We start from the raw sequence: 18,335 nt of genomic DNA on the forward strand, positions 1-18,335 counted from the left end.
AAAAAGTATATTGCAATATTATAAAAGCGATATATTTTCAGATAACCGACATAATTCTTTCAAAATATACACACAGCTTTGTAACAAGTCTCACATACTACACTCTTATTTTCACTATAAACTAATTGTAGATAATGTAAAAAAGGAGTGAATATTTATTATGTCCGACGTTCTGTTACTGAGTCGTTTTCAATTTGCAATTACTATTTTTTATCACTTTTTATTTGTACCTTTGACAATCGGACTTGTTATTTTAGTGGCATGTATGGAAACTCAATACGCCCGCACATTGAATCCAACATATCGCAAAATGGCAAATTTCTGGGGTAAATTATTTACAATTAACTTCGTCATGGGGATTATAACCGGGATTACGATGGAATTCCAATTTGGAACAAACTGGTCTGAGTACTCCAAATATATGGGAGATATTTTCGGATCCCCTCTCGCAATCGAAGCACTCGTTGCCTTCTTCTTAGAATCTACTTTCATGGGAATATGGTTATTCGGTAAAGACAAAATTTCACCAAAGTTCCGTGCCTTCTGTATGTGGATGGTTGCACTTGGAACAAATATTTCCGCACTTTGGATTATTACAGCAAACGGCTTTATGCAAAATCCGGTTGGCTACGTCGTACGTAACGGCCGCGCTGAATTAAATGATTTCTGGGCACTTGTTACAAATCCATATGCTTGGAACATGTTCTTCCATACTGTAATTGGCTGTTATATTGTTGGTGCTTTCTTCGTTATGGCAATTAGTGCCTATCATTTGTTACGTAAAAACGAAGTGGAATTCTTCAAAAAATCATTCAAATTTGGTTTACTGTTAGGTTTATTCGCTGCAACTGTTACACCGTTTATGGGGCATCAGTCTGGTGTATCCGCAGCTAAATATCAACCAGCAAAAGGAGCTGCGATGGAAGCTGTTTGGGAAACTGGAAAAGGACAAGGCTTCTCGATCGTTCAAATTCCTGATGTAAAAAACGAAAAGAACTTTGAATTCCTTACGATTCCGAAACTAGGAAGTTTCTTCTACACAAACTCATTTGATGGAGAAATTGTTGGTTTAAAAGATATTCCGAAAGAAGATCGCCCAAACGTTAACCTCGTGTACTATAGCTTCCGCTTAATGGTTGCACTTGGTATGTTCTTTATGGCATTAACTTGGTACGGTTTCTATTTAAACCGAAAAGGAAAACTAGAAAACTCAAAACGTTATTTAAAAGTTACAATGTGGTCTGTTTTACTACCATATATCGCAATTAACGCTGGTTGGATTGTTGCCGAAGTAGGCCGTCAACCATGGACGGTTTATAAACTAATGCGTACAGCAGAATCTGTATCACCTATATCTGTTCCGCAAATTTGGTTCTCATTAATTAGTTTAATCTTGTTCTACACTTTACTTTTAATCGCAGACGTATACTTAATGCTGAAGTTCGCGAAAAAAGGACCTGCTGCATTAGAAGAGCCTGCTACTGAAGGAGGTACAGCTCATGTCTCATGATATGCTTGCGATCATCTGGTTTGGTTTATGGGGCGTAATTTGGACAGTTTACTTCATTCTTGATGGGTATGCACTTGGTAACGGAATGATTTTTCCTTTCGTTGCGAAAGACCGACAAGAACGAAATCAATTACAAGAAGCAATTGGCCCTTTCTGGGGTGGTAATGAAGTATGGTTAATTACAGCTGGTGGTGCAACATTTGCTGCCTTCCCAGTCACCTATGCAAATATGTTTAGTTATTTATATACACCGTTATTCTTAGTATTACTTGCACTGTTTGCTCGTGCTGCTGGACTTGAATTCATGCATAAAGACGATTCCCCAATTTGGCAAAAAACTTGTAAATGGGCATTTACAATTGGTAGTTTCCTAATCGCCTTCTTATTCGGGGTTACGTTCGCTAACCTTTATTACGGACTACAAATCGGAAAAAATGGCTATGAAGGAAATTTACTTAGCTTACTAAATCATTACGGTATTTTAGGAGGTCTGTTCTTCACTGCTATATTCGTCGTATCTGGTGCCCTTTGGGTTATGATTAAAACGACTGGTGAAGTATCTGATCGTGCTTATAAAATTGCAAGACCATTTTCAATGGCAGCTGCTATCATTTTAGCTATTTTCTATGTAGCAACTGCAAATCGTACAAACTTATTTCAAAACTTCACGGAGTATCCGGTACTATTCATTCTTCCAGTACTCGCCATGTTAATGAGTGTACTCGCACTTATTATGGTGTACAAACATAAAATTGGTCTCGCATTCACATTCGTTTGCTTAACAATCGCAATGTTTATGACGACTGGCTTTGCAGGTATGTTCCCAAGAATGTTACCGTCACGTATTAACGACGCATACAGCACAACGTTATATAACGCAGCAGGTAGTGAGTTAAACTTAAAAATTATGTTCTTCGTTGCAATGGTTATGGTACCAATTGTTATTGGATATCAACTTTGGAGCTACAGTATCTTTAAAAATAAAATTCATAAAGACTCTGCTAAAGGGTATCACTAAAATGAAAAAAGACACTTCGTTTGAAGTGTCTTTTTTATACGTATGATTTTTGATAGGATGTTATATTTCTAATCTAACAACTATAATACAGAGAATCATTAACAGCTCACAGCTAGATTGTAGCACAAGGTAAGTTCATCATTTTATGCAATTTTACATATTTCCCTATAAAGTAAATTGTATTCCTTGATCATTGGCATCGCTATCCCCTACATCTGCTGTACTAATCCCATTAAATGTTTGTACTTTTTTTCCAGTATTCGATGATCCCGATCCATTATAAGCTTTCGTTTTTTCAATTGGCTGCACGTTATATTTATCACCTAAATTAATTGTTCCGTTACAATTTTCAATAATAACACCTTCCACAACTGATGGCATTTTGTCACCTACTTTCATTTCGTTACTTTTAGTGTATGAGAATCGCCTACAAAAATAGCTTGCTTCCATAAGAAAAAGCACTCAGCCTGAGTGCTTTTTCTTATTTACCTTTTTTCTTTTTTTCACAAGCAATTCCATCGCCATCACGATCTAAATGCTTACCATAATACGGGCTGTCTCTTGTAATATCATAATATCCAGCATCGTTTGCTTCTTTACAATTAGCAAAACGTTTCGGATCAGGCTTTACTTCTGGTTTCACTTCAGGTTTTACTTCTGGTTTCGGTTGTGGTTGTTTTGCTCCTGGTCTTTCTTCAAGTGGTAACGTTGCATTATATAAGAATTGAACGTATTGCTCACGACTTACATGCATTCTAGGTGCGAATGTACCATCACCAGTTCCAGCTGTAATATAATTTGATTTAATTGCAGTAATCGCAGGGTTCGCCCATCCATTTCTATCTACATCTGGGAAATTATGATCCCCTCTTATTTGCAATTGGAATCCCTTTGTCAAAATTTGTGCCATTTCATCGCGAGTTAACGAATCTTTCGGTCTAAAGTTTCCTGTGCCATCTCCAGTAAATATACCCATCTCTGTTAAAGCAAGAATCTCTTTTTTAAACCTAGTTGAACGATCCGTAACATCCTTATATGGATTGTTATACTGTTCTTTTACTGTCGGTTTTAATTGACGGAACATAAGAGCAGCAACTTGCTCACGTGTTACATCATCACCAAATCCAAAAAGCCCATTTCCGTATCCAGCAACAACGTTTTTATTTGCTAAATCCATAATCGCTTTATAAGACCAATGATTGTTTGGAACATCTTTAAAATCTGCACTTGCCTGTGCTGTTCCAATTGAAGTAAATGCTGTAGTTGCAACAAGTGCACCTGTTAAAATTAATTTTTTAAATTCCATACTTAAGTCTCCTTCTCTTTCCACAATAATCATTTAACAATATAACAAATTATATAAATATAATTTGTCATATTCTGTCGAACACAAAAAAGAATCCAGCAGGATTCTTTTTTGCTAAGCATGAATGGCAATTTTGGAGACAGTTGACTTCTTCAAAAATTTATTAGGGGTAATATTTTGAAAAAGAAAGCCTTTCATATGTAGGTTAACACCACTGGAATATATAGTAAATTGATAATGTTTATACGGAAGATTGCTAATGTTTAGTATAGATAGTTTCCACTATGCAAACAGTAAAAACATTCTATACTAAACAAAAAAGGTGCCTTCAAAGAAGACACTTTTATAAACAGACACTATAAAACAGAATTATTTATTGTTATACGATTGTTAGATACAAAAAGTAGAGGGAAATGTTTGTATAAAATTCTGCTTTATATAGTCTACCTACCACTTATATTTTAATCCTCTTTACTTGAAAATAAATATAATATGCATAATTACATACGAAAAAGAAAAGGCACTCCATAGAGTGCCTCTTCAACCATTTTACTTTTAATATATCGCTTTACATACATTGTAACATATGTATCTATATATTTTATTGAGAAAATTCTAAATCATTTTTTCTTTCATTTTCAATTATAAAATCATGTAATATAAATGGTATGTCAAATTCTTATACAAATTGAGGTGTACTATATTTATGTATTTCGGAATTATTCCCCTTATATTGTTTATTATTTTTCTTATCTCTTATTTAAAGGATCCACGAAAAATAATAAACGGCTTTTTATTTAATGCCTTTTTCTGTTCATTTCTATTATTTTGCGCTATAGCCTCATATGAGTCTGGTAGTAATTCTTTGCATTTTATCGTTATTCTACCTATGTTAGCACTACTTGTAATGATACCTTTTGGTATCGTTGCTTTAATGTTTGGGCTATTTCTTAATGCGAGAATCTTGATGAAGCGTGAAGGAAGACGATTTACAAACTCTTTAACCTTAATTGCAGCCTTAGGGATTTTATTATGCATACTACTCGCTATCATAAATCCAGCTAACTTATTTTCACCACATTTCCAACCTATTTTTGGTGGTATTTCTCTTATAACCTTATATTTCTTTATACACTTATCTAACTTCTTAACCGCTTATTTTTTATATCAATTCAACAGACCAAGGCGTAATCAAGACTTCATTATCGTTCTTGGTAGCGGCTTAATTAATGATAAAGTACCACCTTTACTTGCAAGTCGTATTAATAAAGCGATCGATTTTTATTGGAAACAAGTGGCTGTAAATACACCACCAACAATTATTTTCTCTGGCGGACAAGGTCCAGATGAAGGCCTTCCAGAAGCAGAAGCGATGCAAAAATACGCTGTTGAAAAAGGAATTCCGCTTAAACATACCGTACAAGAAAATCGTTCGGTAAACACATATCAAAATATGTCATTCTCTAAAGAAATTATGGATTCTTTAAAACCTGAAGGTAAGTACAGAAGCATTTTTACAACGAACAATTTCCACCTTTTCCGCGCTGGTATATATGCTAGGCAAGCAGGTCTTAATAGCCAAGGAATCGGATCAAAAACTGCCTTTTATTACTGGCCTAATGCAATGATTCGTGAATATGTCGCAATCGTTGTGATGGGACGTAAGCGTCATATGAAAGTTTGCGGAGCTATTTTAGGATTTTCTTTATTCCTATCCGTGCTTAGTTTTATCATTTCTTAATAGTCTCCCATCCTTTGAAAGGATGGGATTTCTTATACTCATTTCAAAAATATTTTAAAGTTAATATGGTCATAATATTCCCTGCATACATCCATTAAAGGAGAATTTTTTCAAATAAAATGTTAAAATGGAAGTTAGGTGTGAATGACGTAACAAATAAGAAACTAGTTTGAAACGAGGAAATTACATGGAGAAAATTATCAAAAACAAGCCCAATAAGCTAAAAATTGCTTCTAAAGCTTTGATGATTATTATTGGGGCATTTATCACAGCGTACGGATTAGAAGCAGTATTAATTCCAAATAACGTATCAGACGGTGGTGTGACTGGTTTAAGTATCGTTAGTTCAAGATTATTTGGATTACCATTAGGGGCTCTAATCGCAGTTATTAACATTCCTTTCGTCTGGTTAGGATATAAACAAATCGGTAAAAGCTTTGCAATTTATTCTATTATCGGGATTGCTTCATTAGCAGTAGGCACTGTTGTTATGCACGGAATACCAGCTATTATTGAAGGCGATACACTACTTGTTACAGTTGTTGGTGGTATTATCATCGGTTTCGGTATGGGACTAGCATTACGTAACGGCGGCGCATTAGATGGAATCGATATGCTAGCTGTATTGCTTTCTCGTAAGTTACCTTTTGGAACAAGTGACCTTATTTTATTCTTAAACATGTTCGTATTTATTTTCGTATCAACAGTATTCGGTCTTCAAGGAGCTATCCTTTCGGCAATTGCTTACTTTATTGCTTCGAAAGTGATTCATATCGTTGAAGTTGGTTTAAGTGGTTCAAAAGCATTTAAAATCATTACGAAAGAGCCTGAATTAATGGTAGAAACCATTCGCGATCGTTTAGGCCGAAGTGCAACATATAACGAAGTGTACGGTGGTTATTCAAGAGAGAAATTCAAAGAAATTTCTTGTGTAATTAACCGTTTAGAAGAAAGTAAAATGAAAGAACTTATTAATGAAATCGATCCACACGCCTTTATTACAGTTTATGACGTAGCAGAAGTAAAAGGCGGTAACTTTAAGAAACGTGATATTCATTAATCATTATGCAAAAAAAGAGGCAGTCCCGAATTTCGGGATTGCCTCTTTTTATTATGAAGCTGCTATTGTTATCAGTTTTTGTCGGTAAGTCGATATATGCCGATAATCGCCGATATATTTAAAGTTATGGTCGATATATTCCAATAATCGCTGATGTACTTTTACTCTCCCCATCTTCTTCCTCTCTTAATCCATGATACATATTTTTGAAAGGCGGGCACTTCTTGTTGAAAGCGGAGCGGAACATATAGAAAGAGAGTACATGTACATAGTATCCATAGAATACCTACTACAAAGTGAAATTTCATCGTTGTGCTAATAAACAGGCTTACAAATAATACGAGGAACATTATTACACTAAATCTTTTATACATAGTCATACTAATCCCTCCTTATACATTAATTGTACCAGCTACAAGGAATTAATTTCCATAATAAAAAGACCGAAAAGCGAATTCCACTTTTCGGTCTCTCTAACTATCTTCTCTTCGTAATCTTTCCTGAACCACCGACCCTCGTTTTCGGAGGAGATGTATTCCTTGGCGGCGTTTTAATAGATGATTTCGGCTTCACATCTGATCCGCTTGAACCACCTGGATTTTTCGTTATTTTCCCTTTGCTTCCAGTAGAAGGCGGAGGCGTACTACTTCCTTTTTTCGTAATACTTCCTGTATCGCCTACGGAAGGTTTCGAATCTACATTATCGCCTCGCTTAATGATAGATCCTTTCCCTTCCTTCGTAATTGGAGGAGGTGTTTTCTTTTCTTCTTTCGTAGGTGGTCTTTCTGGAATAACTGGTTTATGATTTTGTCTGTCATTATATCCGCGATAATCACCGTATGATGATTTTCGTGAACCGAATATATCGTTTAAAATACTCCCCATAATATATCCTTGCAGGAAGGATGGTTGGTAATTTTGACGGACAAATTCTTCATTGCTTACTTCAATTAACGTATCAGATGGTTTCTCTTTATCCTTTTGCAAATTATACATTTTATCAGAATAAACGAGGAACATTTGATTTTCGTCTTCTTTAGATGCTTGCTTCGGTTTCCTTTCAGCTATAAGTTCCTTTGCGACTTCAGGAACTGACCGATTGGCGGCCCTATACACGTAAGATTCTTGTTTACCTTCCTTTGCGACAGATTCAAGCGGATAACGGTCTTGAATCGACTTTGTCTGTCCGCCTTGACAACCTGATAAGGCATATCCAGCAACAACAAGTAATGTAACGATAGCAAGTATAGGGATCACGAACGATTTAATCATGGTAAACAATCGGTTTGACATGATTACGCCCCCTTACGTTGCTCTTATAATTTGTACATCAGCAGGAATAATTGCTTCTCCCTCATACATCATTGTGCGACCATTTTGCCATTCAATACGTAATAATTTTCGGTTATCTGATTGGAATTCCCATACGTACTGTTCCTCTGAAGCAGAGAATGGTGTTTTTCCCATCACAACAACACGTCCGTTATACTGCTCTTCCATGTGGTACTCTGTATCATCCATTTCAATTGTCGTCGGAATTTCATCAATCGAATCTAAGCGACCATCAATTGGTGTATATAATTTGTAATACGTATTTTCACGGTCTTCAATTTTTAAATAACGAATATCTTTCCCGTCTTGCAGTGTTAAAACAATTTCTTTACGAGAATGCATACTCGTTTTCCCAGTTAATTCGTACATAACTAATGAAACTTCAACCATATCGCCAGGAGCTAACGTTAACAAACTTTTTTCTGGTTTCGGCGGCTCTGGGCTCTTCATTATATTTTTAATTCGTTTAAATAAACTCACGATCTACCCCTCCTTCTCTCTTTATAAACAAGCACCTAAAATAAGTGCACCAACGATATGTAATGATCCGGCCAACATCGCATGCGCAATACTGCCTTCTTTCGTACCTTCTTCTAAATCTAAACCTGCTATTTTCTTTAACACAAATTCGATAAACATTTCTACCACTAATAAAATAACGAAAGAAACTGCTGATGCAAGTAGCGCTTGCCATAAGTCATTTGCTTTCGTTATCGATTGAGATAAAATGTACCCTTGCGCGAATAATTTCATGACGAAACGCGTTGTTACAGCTGTATTCCCATTCTTTATTTCTTTTAAATCATTGTATTTCGTAAAAATTGAATCAACCCACATAATTGCAAATAAAAGTACTGCACTTGCTCCAGTCCATACAAGCATGGCTACTACATTTGTCCATGTCATTGCAAAACCTCCTCTAAAAAATAATAGAAAACCGACATGAATTTATTTAGACATGTCGGTTCATTTGTCTCTATTCTATATTATTTCTCATACTGCTTCATAATACGAGCTAATTCATCGTCAACAGCAGAATTTTTGTTTAAGCTTGCGAATTCATCATCTAATGACTTTTCTTTTTTATAAACTTCGCCGCTTGCTTCTGCTTCAGCTTCTAATTGAAGAGCTTTCTCTTCCATACGGCTTAAACCAGCTTTTGCTGAGTTTGAATCAAATCCAGACATCGCCTGATTAATGTTCTTTTGTGCTTTCGCCGCATTTACACGTGCTACAAGTGTTTCACGTTTATTTTTCAGCTCTGTTAATTGCTTACGCATTTCTTCTAGCTTCAGACGAAGATTATCAGCAGCAGCTTTGTTTTGCTCATAGCTTGCTTTATACTCATTCATCTTTTGTTCTGCGTTTTGTTTCTCTTCAAGAGCACGACGCGCAAGATCAAGATTGCTTGCTTGAACAGCCATATGAGCTTGCTCTTCACGTTTTTTCACAAGTGCTTCTTGCTCTTCAAATAATATTTTAAATTTCTTCTCAAGTGCAATTTGAGCCGCTACACTTTTCTCAGCTTCTTGTACATCTGCTTGCATATCGCGTAAATATTGATCCGTCATCTTAACTGGATCTTCTGCTTTCTCAATTAATGAATACACATTCGACATAGTTAAATCTCTTAATCGTTTAAATACAGACATCCAAATTCCTCCTATGATATACCTCATATTTCAAATTCACTACTCGGAAAAATAAAAATCTCCCTTAACAGTAAAGAATAGTCATTTTTACAGCTATGTGTTTATTATAACAAAACGAAGATGTCCTTACATGTTATTTCCAAAATACATCCAATATAATATGACATTCTAGATACAATATTGTATTTCTAATATATTCTCATTACTTCCATTTTAAATTAACTTACTTTTGTGTAATTTCACTAAATTACATAAGTGTAATGTTACTGTAAGCTAACTCGATAGTTACGTTTTCATATTTCTTATACGCTAATACCAGAAGCAACAAACAAGCTTCTCATCATTTCAGAACTAATACAAAAAATGTATTTACTATAAAACATATAAAAGGAGAAATCATCATGAAAAAATTAGTAGGAATCGGATTAGCAGCAGCAATTTCACTAGGAGCATTATCAGGTTGTTCTTTATTAGGAGAGAAAGCGAACGGCTTTGTACTGTATGGATCAGAAGAGCAAGTTCAGCAAATTACAGATAAAAACAAAAAAGAAGTGAAGGAAAAAGACTTCTATAAAATGAAAATGACTACATTAGAGGGTAAAAAAGTTCTTGTCATGGATAAGAAAACTGGTGAAAAACTGGTGATGAAAGAATTACTTAGCAAAGTTGATGAAAAAGACGACACAAAACCACTTGATAAATTGCCAGCTGTAACAGCAGAACAAGGTGTATTATTCGCTAAAGAAAAAGTAGAAAATGCTACACTTGATGGAGCAAAATTAAAATACGAAGGCAACACAATTATCGGAAGTGGCCGTTCATATGCAGACATGTTCGCGATTGTTGACGATGCAACTTACGGAAATGTAAAAGGTGATGAAAAATCTGTTGGGGTATTAAAATTCGATAAAGACCCAAGTAAAGAATTCCCTGGTTACAACGGAGTAGAAGCTTCTCAACTTGTAAAAATTAAAAAATAAAACAAAAAAGCTTTGCGAAATTCGCAAAGCTTTTTTCTATTTATTATGAGCCACTTGCTCCATATCCGGACTACAAGTTTGCGACTGACATGATTTATGTAAAGAACATGCTGCGCATTTTCCCTTTTTACTTCTCTTTACAAAATTAACTAACGTGTATGCTGCATAACCAAAAATGATAGATCCAATTATAATATTGACCATCATCACAATACATCTCCTTCTAAAATCCGAGTAAAGATCCAACTTGGTATATAATGAGCGTTAATACATAAGCAACAACGAGTGGATATACGACAGAGAAAATCGTCCACTTCGCTGATCCTGTTTCACGTTTAATAACAGCTACTGTCGCTAAACACGGAACATATAATAAAATAAAGAACATAAATGCATATGCTGATAGCGCCGTATAATGTGCCCCCATTACATTTCCTAGCACATCTTCTTTCACCGCATAAATAATTGCCATTGTAGAAACGACAACTTCTTTCGCTAAAAACCCTGTTAAAAGGGATGCCGCAGCTTGCCACGTTCCAAAACCAAGCGGTGCAAATAGTGGTGCGATAAATCCACCAATCATCGCTAAATAACTGTCTCCCATATCAACACCAAATCCTGATGGACCTGCATAGTTTAATAACCAAATCACAACAGAGCCACCGAAGATAAATGTACCTGCTTTACGAACAAATCCTTTTCCTTTCTCCCACGTGCTTAGCCATAACGTTTTCGCTTGTGGCACGCGGTAAGGAGGTAGTTCAATAACGAAAATAGATTTTTCCGCTTTTAAAATGGTAAGAGACATAATTTTTGTAACGAGTAATGCAAGAACGATACCTGCAACATATAAAGAAAACACCACAGTTGCCTGACTTTGAGGGAAGAATACTCCCGCAAATAATGCGTATACAGGTAAACGTGCCGAACAAGACATAAACGGTGTTACAAGAACTGTAAGTAAACGTTCCTTTTCTTGTTCAATCGTTCTCGCTGCCATAATACCTGGAACATTACATCCAAAACCGATGATCATCGGAATGAACGCTTTTCCGTTTAAACCGAAGAACTCCATAATTCTATCCATAACAACTGCAATTCGCGCCATATATCCTGAGTCTTCTAATAATGAAATGAAAAAGAATAGTGCAAAGATTTGTGGAACGAATACTAATACCGCACCAACACCGGCAATAATACCTTCTGTAACGAGCGCTTGAATAAAATCAGAAGCTCCAACACTTGTAAGCCCAGCCGTTACCCAATCCGTAAGCTTTCCGCCAAAAAATTCATCTAACATATCCGATAAAGGTGTCCCAATCCACGTAAACGTAACCTGAAAAATAAAAAACATAACTGCTAAAAAGATTGGAAGTCCTAAAATTTTATGTGTAATTAACCTATCAACTTTTTCCGAAAAAGGAATTTTCCCTTCTTTCTCATGCTTCATAACATTTGTTTTTAACTTTTCAATATACGCTTCACGAGTTTTGTAAATATGCTCTTCCAACGTACAATCAAGTTTTCCTTCTAGACGAGATCGAATGGCTACAAGTTCCTTATAAATTAGTAATGCTTTCATTTCTTTTTCTACTACTTCGTTATTGCTTAAAAATTGAAGGGCTAACCATCTCGGATGCTTATAATTCTCTTTCTCTAAAAGAGAAATTACCTCTCCAATTCCTTCATCCATTAGTACACCATATGAAATAATGAATGGCTTTTTCTCGTTTTTGTCATTTTCTTTAAGAGTCGCAAGTAGTTCTTCACAGCCTTTTCCGCTTCTTGCAACGACAGGAACGACTGTTACACCTAATAGTTCTGATAATCGTTTTACATCAATTATAATTCCTCTTTGCTTTGCCACATCGACCATATTTAATCCAATTGAAATTGGCTTTCCAAATTCCAGTAATTGCAATGTTAAATGCATATTTCTCTCGAATTGCGAAGAATCCACTATATTTAACATATGATGAAACTCGTCTGTTAGTAGAAAATTCGTAACAACACCTTCATCACGCGAAACTGGATTCAAATCATATACACCTGGTAAATCAATTAATGTTCCTTGCTTATCTTTTAATTTACCAACCTTTTTTTCTACTGTTACACCGCTCCAGTTTCCTACATACTCATAAGAACCAGTAAGTGCATTAAATAATGATGTCTTCCCTGTATTCGGATTCCCTAGCAAAGCTACCTTATTCACGCTAATTCCACCTTTATCATTTTCGCGTCACAATGACGAATACTAATTAACTGTCCACGACACTCCAATGTACAAGGACCTTTGAACATCGCTTTTTGCTTCATGCGAAGTTCGCTTCCTTCAGAAAGACCGAAAGCAGCCAATCTTCTCTTTAATAAATGATCTAAAGACTGAACACTTTTTACTAGCACTTTCTCACCGATTTTAATATCTACTAAGCTCATAACCTTCCCCCTCCGAAGAGAATGATAATTATTTTCAGAAGAATTATAGCACACTCTTTTTCTCGAGCACTATCCCCTTTGACTTCATATTTATTAACATTTTTCTACAATTTTATTTCAATAATTGTCATAATCGATTCGTTTGCCATTCTCATCCATTTCGCTTACAATAAACAATAGCAAATAAAGAATCTCGTTATCACTGGGGGAGCCATGCCGCTGAGAGGGAACACTTCGTTCCGACCCTTCGAACCTGTTAGTTAATGCTAACGCAGGGATTGTGCAAACGTCCGAAATACATACCTCTTTTTATTTACGTATTTCGTATCCTCCTATGATACCTATTCTTTTTTGTACAACTTGGATTTAGGGGGAGACAACATGCGTAACACCAATTTACAAGCGATGATCGAATCTGCAATTCTTGCAGCCTTCGCCATGATTATCGACATTTTACCATTATCACTTAAACTTCCAACAGGCGGTTCCATTTCATTTGCTATGATTCCTATTTTTATTATTGCATACCGCTGGGGCTTTAAATCAGCTTTCTTAGGTGGTTTAGTTTGGGGACTATTACAAATTGTCGTGGGAGATGCTTACATTTTAACACCTATTCAAGCATTCATTGAGTACTTCATTGCCTTTGCTTTTATTGGATTTGCTGGTTTATTCTATCGTCCAATTCAAAAAGCACTTTTAACGTCTAATGAAAATAACTTAGAACAATCAAGTTTAGGTAGCCGCAAAGAAAAACCTTCATCAAAACAAAACCAAGGTAAGAAAGTCCTTGCTTATATTATCCTTGCTACATTTATCGGTAGCTTTGCTCGCTATTTCTGCCACTTTATTGCTGGTATTATTTTCTGGGGACAATATGCACCGAAAGGTCAATCAGCAGTTCTATATTCATTAATCGTAAACGGCAGTACAATGCTCGGTTCTTTTATTTTATGTACAGTTTTACTTATATTTTTATTCCTCACTTCACCACGTCTATTCAAAAGCATCAATGCTTATCAAATGAATACACAAAAAAAGGGCGCTTAATGAGCGCTCTTTTTTCATATCGTAATATCAATTAAAAATACAATAAATGCACAAAAGAAAATAAACACCATTATACTTAGCCAATTGCTATGCACGGTTCATCGACTCCTTACATAACCTCATTTTCTAACCAGATTATATCGTTTAAAAATAAAGATTAGGTAAAGATAATATGAAAATAAATAAAAAAAAGCGTAGCATGCATCATCTACGCTTTTTTCGGTAAGTAAAAGTAAAATAATACACCATCTTCTGTATTTTCTACCCCATATTCAGCATCATGCAGTTCTAAAATGTTCTTTGAAATAGCAAGACCAAGACCCGTTCCACCTTGTGAACGCTGACGAGATGCATCCACACGATAAAAACGATCCCAAATTTTATCTAATTGCTCTTCTTCAATGTGAGTACCTTTATTTTCAATACACACTTTTATACGGTTCTTCTCATCTATTGTAGAAATAATGATATCCTCTTTATTTGGTGTATAACGTATTGCATTCGTAATGAAGTTCACAATGACTTGTTCAATCCGGCCTTGATTTGCAACTACTTCAAATGAACATATATTTTTATGAACACAAAGTTCTTTTTTCTCTATTTCTACAGATAGATGTTCACATATATCTTCAATTACTGTATCAATATAAAACGAATCCTTTTTCATTTTATATGTACCAGATTCAAATTTAGCTAACTCAAGCATATCCAAAATTAACGTATCCATTTTGTCTACTTCTCTCTCCATCGCTTGAAAATAATACTCTTTTTTATGCTCAGCTACCCCGTCTTTTAAAATAGAAATACAACTTTTCATAATACTCAGCGGTGTTTTTAATTCATGCGAAACACCAGAAATGAATTCTTTCCGTGTATTTTCTAACTTTCTTTCCTTTTCAATATCTTGTTCAAGCTGTCCGATATGAGAATTTAATTTGTTAGAAAGTATATTAATATTTTTCGATAAATCACCAATTTCATCTTTTGAAGTAATCGGAATTTTTTCGGTGAAATCTAAATGCGCTATTTTCTTCGTCGTATCATTTATTTTTAATAACGGCTTTGCAATTTGTTTTGAATAATAAAACGAAGCTAGAAAAATGAGAACGACTACAAATGCAATGATGTAAATGTAGTAATCTTGTACCATTTGTACTGCTTCATCTACAGGCTGTAAAGAAGCCATCGCATAAATATATGTGACTGATCCGTCTCTTTCTGTTATTGGTTTCATTAATAATTTATATTTTATATCATTCTTTTCATAATCAATTATTCGTGTTGCATCTTGTATTTGCTTACTTTCTTTTACTAATAAATCAGCTTGAAATTCCTTTATATTATCCAAAAATAAATTATTTTTATAGATTGGATTTACAGGCCCTTTTACATCAGGGAATTGTACTTTCGTAATTTTCCCTTCTAGATTGAAATCTGAATTTTGAGCCGCCCTCTTCTGTTCCTCAGCACTCATAATTCCAGCAACCTTTTTTCTTTCTACAATGCTAGCATCTTGAGCGACTTTTGGCTTCTCATCACTCACCTGAGGTTCTTTTGCGGCTAATTTCTTACCTAACGGTTTATTCAGCCAACTCAAGTTTACTTCTTCTACATATAAATAAAAAGCAATAAAACTATCATCCCTGTTTAGTCCATGAAAATACACGGATCGTCCTTCCAACTTAGGGAGTGTTCCACCTTCAATTTCATCTATGCTCATGAGATAGTACAAAGGAATTTTGATTACCTTTTTTCCAAACTCCTTTTCTGCCCTACGATCTAAAGTAACCTCTACATAAAAATCATCCACATGTTTTAAATTCCCATTCTGATCTAATGTCGTAATCCATGTATTATTTTCCCTAAAAAAGTCTTGCTCCAACTTCTGAATTCCTTCTGTACTTCCTGTATAATTCAAATAATTCTTCTCAAAAGAATTTAAATTCACTTTAATATCTTCCACTTTTCGATTCGCATAATATTGTTTAAAAAATATCGTTTGTCCAATAAATATCGTCGCTAAAATTAACATGCATAATGCTGTTGTGAGAGTAAATAATTTTAGTACAATCCCTTTTCTCATACATTCCCCTCAAATTTATATCCGGTGCGCACTACAGTTGTAATGTATTTTGCTTTCTCTCCTAATTTATTTCGCAAATTACGAATATGACTATTAACCGTTCGATCATCACCGGCAAATTCGTATCCCCAAATTCTTGAAATCAATTGTTCTCGTGTTAAAACAATCCCTTGATTTTTCATAAAATACGCTAATATTTCAAATTCTGTATGCGTTAAATTAATGTCTGTTTTATCTACCATAACAGTGCGTGACGGAAAATGGACGTGAATACCGTTGATTGATAATGTATTATCTTCATTCTCTAAAAGTTGCTTTGTTACTTTTCTACTTTCTAACAATCTTTTCGCTCTTGCTAATAAAATTGGGGGGCTATACGGCTTCGTCACATAGTCATCCGCCCCAAGTTCAAATCCAAGTAACGTATCATCTTCATCTACACGCGCCGTCAGCATAATAATAGGAACCTCAGAAGTTTTACGGATTCTTCGGCAAACAGACCATCCATCAAGTTCCGGCAACATAATATCTAAAATAACTAAATCCACCTCTTCTTGCTCAAATACAACTAAAGCTTCTTTTCCATCTCTTGCTTCAAACACTACATATTGCTCACTCAAAAAATAATCTTTTAATATTTCACGCAAAATATCTTCATCTTCCACAATTAAAATGTTTTTTGACATAACTTATGTATCCCCTTCCGTTTTCAGAAACTATCACTTCATTTTGAATAACTACCAGTTAACTTCGCCTCGATAATATATCTATCTGGTGCATCCCCTATATAATCAAATGGATAGCAAGTCGTCAGTGTTAATACCGGTTCTTCTTTTTTTATAATAACAGTACGATCATCTGCATGGGTAATCCATGTCTTTTGAATTTCATATGTGTAAATTTTATTATCATACTCTAAAACAAGCGTATCTTTTTCTTTTAACTCCCCTAAATCGGTAAATACAGTATCCCGGTGTCCACTCAAAACAGTATGCCCACCTCCAGATGGCGTTGTCGTTAAATCACTAACGAACATTCCAACGCCTTTCTTCAAAGTTGCATCATCCGCTCCCCAATATATAGAAAACTTCTTCTTTATTTTCGGTATATGTAACATCGCTACCTTTTCTCCTTCTTTATGTTCTGTTTGAGAAGAAGGCACTTGGGAAGTTACAGGTGTTTCAGAAGAAAGTTCATTATCTTGTATATTTTCAAGGCTCTTTAGTTCTTTTTTTGTTAATTGTTGAGCAGAGCTTTTTCCTTTATACCATTCGACAGCGTAATATGCTCCCATAAATAGCCCTATAGCCATCAATATGATACCGATATAATTGAGTATCTTCATGTTTCATCCCTCCATGCAAAAAATGGTAGGAATAACCTACCATTTTTAATATATGAAATTATGCCATTCTTTATAGGACAATATTTGATTTATGCCTTAACTTTATTCCGACGATTCAAACCAAATAATGTACCTAGTGCTACAAGACATGCGCTTAGTCCCATCATTGCTACATTATTAGATGCTGTGTTTGGTAATTTCTCTCCAGCTTCTTTTGCTGCTTCTTTTTTTGCAATAGCTTCCTTTTCTTTCACTTGTGGTGCTACTACTTCTTTAGCCATATTACTTTTTTCTTGTACTTGTGCCGCTTGCTTTTTCGCTACTTCATTCTTCTCTTGCGCTTGCGCCGCTTCTTTTTTTGCTCCTTCATTCTTCTCTTGCGCTTGCGCCGCTTCTTTTTTCTCTGTATCATTTTTTTGCTGCGCCTGAATCGCTGCTTCTTTTTTTACTATATCTTGCTGTATTTGCGCTGCTTCTTCCTTTGTCACTGTTCCAGTTGAAGCACTTGCTACTGAAGAATATCCTACTGTTAAAAGTGCCATCGCACAAATTGGTAATAGTTTCTTTTTCATTTTATTTCTCTCCTCTTATACGTTTTACATCACTTCGCATCGGATGTATTACTAGAATAAACAAGAGATATAAATATAAGATGCAGATGAAATATATTTTATTTAAAGATTTCATTGTAGAAAAATAAAAAAACATCGCAATATATGCGATGTTTTTTCCAGAGTGTTGGGAAACCCTGAAGGGGTTCCCAACACTCCGGAATCTTTTTTGATTTTAGTGAAAGAAAACAATATAAAATCATAGAATTTA

At 35.0% G+C, this 18,335-nt stretch carries 20 protein-coding genes and 1 riboswitch; of the genes, 6 read left to right on the forward strand and 14 right to left on the reverse strand.

Annotated features, from left to right (window positions below; genetic code table 11):
* The first annotated feature begins 160 nt into the window (after nt 1-160).
* Both cydA and cydB read left to right on the forward strand, forming a co-directional pair.
* On the forward strand, nt 161-1,510 hold the full coding sequence (cydA, locus tag ACUXEY_RS26340; RefSeq protein WP_429598950.1) for a cytochrome ubiquinol oxidase subunit I: 1,350 nt from the start codon (nt 161-163) through the stop codon (nt 1,508-1,510).
* Nucleotides 1,500-2,528: a cytochrome d ubiquinol oxidase subunit II gene (gene cydB / locus ACUXEY_RS26345; RefSeq protein WP_429598948.1), complete on the forward strand. Its 1,029-nt coding sequence runs from the start codon at nt 1,500-1,502 to the stop codon at nt 2,526-2,528. Before cydA ends, cydB begins: the two co-directional genes overlap by 11 nt.
* A 165-nt stretch (nt 2,529-2,693) precedes the next feature.
* Here the strand turns inward: cydB and ACUXEY_RS26350 are convergent, their stop codons facing one another.
* Both ACUXEY_RS26350 and ACUXEY_RS26355 read right to left on the reverse strand, forming a co-directional pair.
* Nucleotides 2,694-2,927, reverse strand: a complete 234-nt coding sequence (locus ACUXEY_RS26350) for a spore germination protein (protein WP_461301934.1) — start codon at nt 2,925-2,927, stop codon at nt 2,694-2,696.
* A gap of 82 nt (nt 2,928-3,009) precedes the next feature.
* Nucleotides 3,010-3,834 carry an S-layer homology domain-containing protein gene (locus tag ACUXEY_RS26355; RefSeq protein WP_461301935.1) on the reverse strand — a complete coding sequence of 275 codons (825 nt, stop codon included), beginning with the start codon at nt 3,832-3,834 and terminating at the stop codon, nt 3,010-3,012.
* Between the two features lie 706 nt (nt 3,835-4,540).
* Here ACUXEY_RS26355 and ACUXEY_RS26360 point away from each other — a divergent pair.
* Together ACUXEY_RS26360 and ACUXEY_RS26365 are read left to right on the forward strand one after the other, a co-directional pair.
* A complete protein-coding gene (locus tag ACUXEY_RS26360; RefSeq protein WP_461301936.1) occupies nt 4,541-5,575 on the forward strand; it encodes a YdcF family protein in 1,035 nt (344 codons plus the stop codon).
* Nucleotides 5,576-5,762: 187 nt separating this feature from the next.
* Nucleotides 5,763-6,635, forward strand: coding sequence for a YitT family protein (locus ACUXEY_RS26365; RefSeq protein WP_000411244.1), 873 nt, complete (start codon nt 5,763-5,765; stop codon nt 6,633-6,635).
* A gap of 161 nt (nt 6,636-6,796) precedes the next feature.
* Here the strand turns inward: ACUXEY_RS26365 and ACUXEY_RS26370 are convergent, their stop codons facing one another.
* From ACUXEY_RS26370 to ACUXEY_RS26390, 5 genes are all read right to left on the reverse strand, one after another.
* Nucleotides 6,797-7,015: a hypothetical protein gene (locus ACUXEY_RS26370; protein ID WP_461301937.1), complete on the reverse strand. Its 219-nt coding sequence runs from the start codon at nt 7,013-7,015 to the stop codon at nt 6,797-6,799.
* A 97-nt stretch (nt 7,016-7,112) separates the two neighbouring features.
* Complete coding sequence (locus ACUXEY_RS26375) at nt 7,113-7,928, reverse strand: DUF4247 domain-containing protein (protein ID WP_088093589.1); 816 nt, start codon at nt 7,926-7,928, stop codon at nt 7,113-7,115.
* Nucleotides 7,929-7,940: 12 nt separating this feature from the next.
* Nucleotides 7,941-8,447 (reverse strand): DUF4178 domain-containing protein, encoded by a 507-nt coding sequence (locus ACUXEY_RS26380; RefSeq protein ID WP_000051761.1) that lies wholly within the window; start codon nt 8,445-8,447, stop codon nt 7,941-7,943.
* 21 nt (nt 8,448-8,468) lie between these two features.
* Nucleotides 8,469-8,873, reverse strand: coding sequence for a DUF350 domain-containing protein (locus tag ACUXEY_RS26385; RefSeq protein WP_087958430.1), 405 nt, complete (start codon nt 8,871-8,873; stop codon nt 8,469-8,471).
* Between the two features lie 80 nt (nt 8,874-8,953).
* Nucleotides 8,954-9,619, reverse strand: coding sequence for a PspA/IM30 family protein (locus tag ACUXEY_RS26390; RefSeq protein WP_000110287.1), 666 nt, complete (start codon nt 9,617-9,619; stop codon nt 8,954-8,956).
* A gap of 401 nt (nt 9,620-10,020) precedes the next feature.
* Here ACUXEY_RS26390 and ACUXEY_RS26395 point away from each other — a divergent pair, with 401 nt between their 5' ends.
* Complete coding sequence (locus ACUXEY_RS26395) at nt 10,021-10,599, forward strand: lipoprotein BA_5634 family protein (RefSeq protein ID WP_461301938.1); 579 nt, start codon at nt 10,021-10,023, stop codon at nt 10,597-10,599.
* A 36-nt stretch (nt 10,600-10,635) separates the two neighbouring features.
* Here ACUXEY_RS26395 and ACUXEY_RS26400 read toward each other — a convergent pair whose 3' ends face one another.
* Genes ACUXEY_RS26400 through ACUXEY_RS26410 form a run of 3 tightly spaced genes read right to left on the reverse strand, consistent with a single transcriptional unit; the run spans nt 10,636 to nt 13,035 of the window.
* Nucleotides 10,636-10,806: a FeoB-associated Cys-rich membrane protein gene (locus ACUXEY_RS26400; protein WP_429599244.1), complete on the reverse strand. Its 171-nt coding sequence runs from the start codon at nt 10,804-10,806 to the stop codon at nt 10,636-10,638.
* Between the two features lie 16 nt (nt 10,807-10,822).
* Entirely contained in the window at nt 10,823-12,811 is a 1,989-nt protein-coding gene (feoB, locus tag ACUXEY_RS26405) for a ferrous iron transport protein B (protein WP_461301939.1), read from the reverse strand.
* Entirely contained in the window at nt 12,808-13,035 is a 228-nt protein-coding gene (locus tag ACUXEY_RS26410; protein ID WP_000060518.1) for a FeoA family protein, read from the reverse strand. Before ACUXEY_RS26410 ends, feoB begins: the two co-directional genes overlap by 4 nt.
* Nucleotides 13,036-13,229: 194 nt before the next feature.
* A riboswitch (TPP riboswitch) is annotated at nt 13,230-13,331 on the forward strand.
* Between the two features lie 85 nt (nt 13,332-13,416).
* Here ACUXEY_RS26410 and thiT point away from each other — a divergent pair.
* Nucleotides 13,417-14,085, forward strand: coding sequence for an energy-coupled thiamine transporter ThiT (thiT, locus tag ACUXEY_RS26415; RefSeq protein WP_461301940.1), 669 nt, complete (start codon nt 13,417-13,419; stop codon nt 14,083-14,085).
* A gap of 208 nt (nt 14,086-14,293) precedes the next feature.
* On the opposite strand, the gene ACUXEY_RS26420 is transcribed toward thiT, so the two are convergent.
* From ACUXEY_RS26420 to ACUXEY_RS26435, 4 genes are all read right to left on the reverse strand, one after another.
* Entirely contained in the window at nt 14,294-16,168 is a 1,875-nt protein-coding gene (locus ACUXEY_RS26420) for a sensor histidine kinase (protein WP_461301941.1), read from the reverse strand.
* Entirely contained in the window at nt 16,165-16,854 is a 690-nt protein-coding gene (locus tag ACUXEY_RS26425) for a response regulator transcription factor (protein WP_461301942.1), read from the reverse strand. Before ACUXEY_RS26425 ends, ACUXEY_RS26420 begins: the two co-directional genes overlap by 4 nt.
* Nucleotides 16,855-16,892: 38 nt before the next feature.
* Complete coding sequence (locus tag ACUXEY_RS26430; protein ID WP_098346787.1) at nt 16,893-17,513, reverse strand: class D sortase; 621 nt, start codon at nt 17,511-17,513, stop codon at nt 16,893-16,895.
* A gap of 89 nt (nt 17,514-17,602) precedes the next feature.
* On the reverse strand, nt 17,603-18,085 hold the full coding sequence (locus ACUXEY_RS26435) for an LPXTG cell wall anchor domain-containing protein (RefSeq protein WP_461301943.1): 483 nt from the start codon (nt 18,083-18,085) through the stop codon (nt 17,603-17,605).
* Nucleotides 18,086-18,335 lie beyond the last annotated feature (250 nt).

This window comes from Bacillus sp. F9_6S_D1_P_5, assembly GCF_054823925.1.

Bases quoted from the DNA above. Each gene is read 5' to 3' on its own strand.
- cydA (WP_429598950.1), top strand. From the start codon at position 161: ATGTCCGACGTTCTGTTACTGAGTCGTTTTCAATTTGCAATTACTATT.
- cydB (WP_429598948.1), top strand. From the start codon at position 1,500: ATGTCTCATGATATGCTTGCGATCATCTGGTTTGGTTTATGGGGCGTA.
- ACUXEY_RS26350 (WP_461301934.1), bottom strand. From the start codon at position 2,927: ATGAAAGTAGGTGACAAAATGCCATCAGTTGTGGAAGGTGTTATTATT.
- ACUXEY_RS26355 (WP_461301935.1), bottom strand. From the start codon at position 3,834: ATGGAATTTAAAAAATTAATTTTAACAGGTGCACTTGTTGCAACTACA.
- ACUXEY_RS26360 (WP_461301936.1), top strand. From the start codon at position 4,541: ATGTATTTCGGAATTATTCCCCTTATATTGTTTATTATTTTTCTTATC.
- ACUXEY_RS26365 (WP_000411244.1), top strand. From the start codon at position 5,763: ATGGAGAAAATTATCAAAAACAAGCCCAATAAGCTAAAAATTGCTTCT.
- ACUXEY_RS26370 (WP_461301937.1), bottom strand. From the start codon at position 7,015: ATGACTATGTATAAAAGATTTAGTGTAATAATGTTCCTCGTATTATTT.
- ACUXEY_RS26375 (WP_088093589.1), bottom strand. From the start codon at position 7,928: ATGTCAAACCGATTGTTTACCATGATTAAATCGTTCGTGATCCCTATA.
- ACUXEY_RS26385 (WP_087958430.1), bottom strand. From the start codon at position 8,873: ATGACATGGACAAATGTAGTAGCCATGCTTGTATGGACTGGAGCAAGT.
- ACUXEY_RS26390 (WP_000110287.1), bottom strand. From the start codon at position 9,619: ATGTCTGTATTTAAACGATTAAGAGATTTAACTATGTCGAATGTGTAT.
- ACUXEY_RS26395 (WP_461301938.1), top strand. From the start codon at position 10,021: ATGAAAAAATTAGTAGGAATCGGATTAGCAGCAGCAATTTCACTAGGA.
- ACUXEY_RS26400 (WP_429599244.1), bottom strand. From the start codon at position 10,806: ATGATGGTCAATATTATAATTGGATCTATCATTTTTGGTTATGCAGCA.
- ACUXEY_RS26410 (WP_000060518.1), bottom strand. From the start codon at position 13,035: ATGAGCTTAGTAGATATTAAAATCGGTGAGAAAGTGCTAGTAAAAAGT.
- thiT (WP_461301940.1), top strand. From the start codon at position 13,417: ATGCGTAACACCAATTTACAAGCGATGATCGAATCTGCAATTCTTGCA.
- ACUXEY_RS26420 (WP_461301941.1), bottom strand. From the start codon at position 16,168: ATGAGAAAAGGGATTGTACTAAAATTATTTACTCTCACAACAGCATTA.
- ACUXEY_RS26425 (WP_461301942.1), bottom strand. From the start codon at position 16,854: ATGTCAAAAAACATTTTAATTGTGGAAGATGAAGATATTTTGCGTGAA.
- ACUXEY_RS26430 (WP_098346787.1), bottom strand. From the start codon at position 17,513: ATGAAGATACTCAATTATATCGGTATCATATTGATGGCTATAGGGCTA.
- ACUXEY_RS26435 (WP_461301943.1), bottom strand. From the start codon at position 18,085: ATGAAAAAGAAACTATTACCAATTTGTGCGATGGCACTTTTAACAGTA.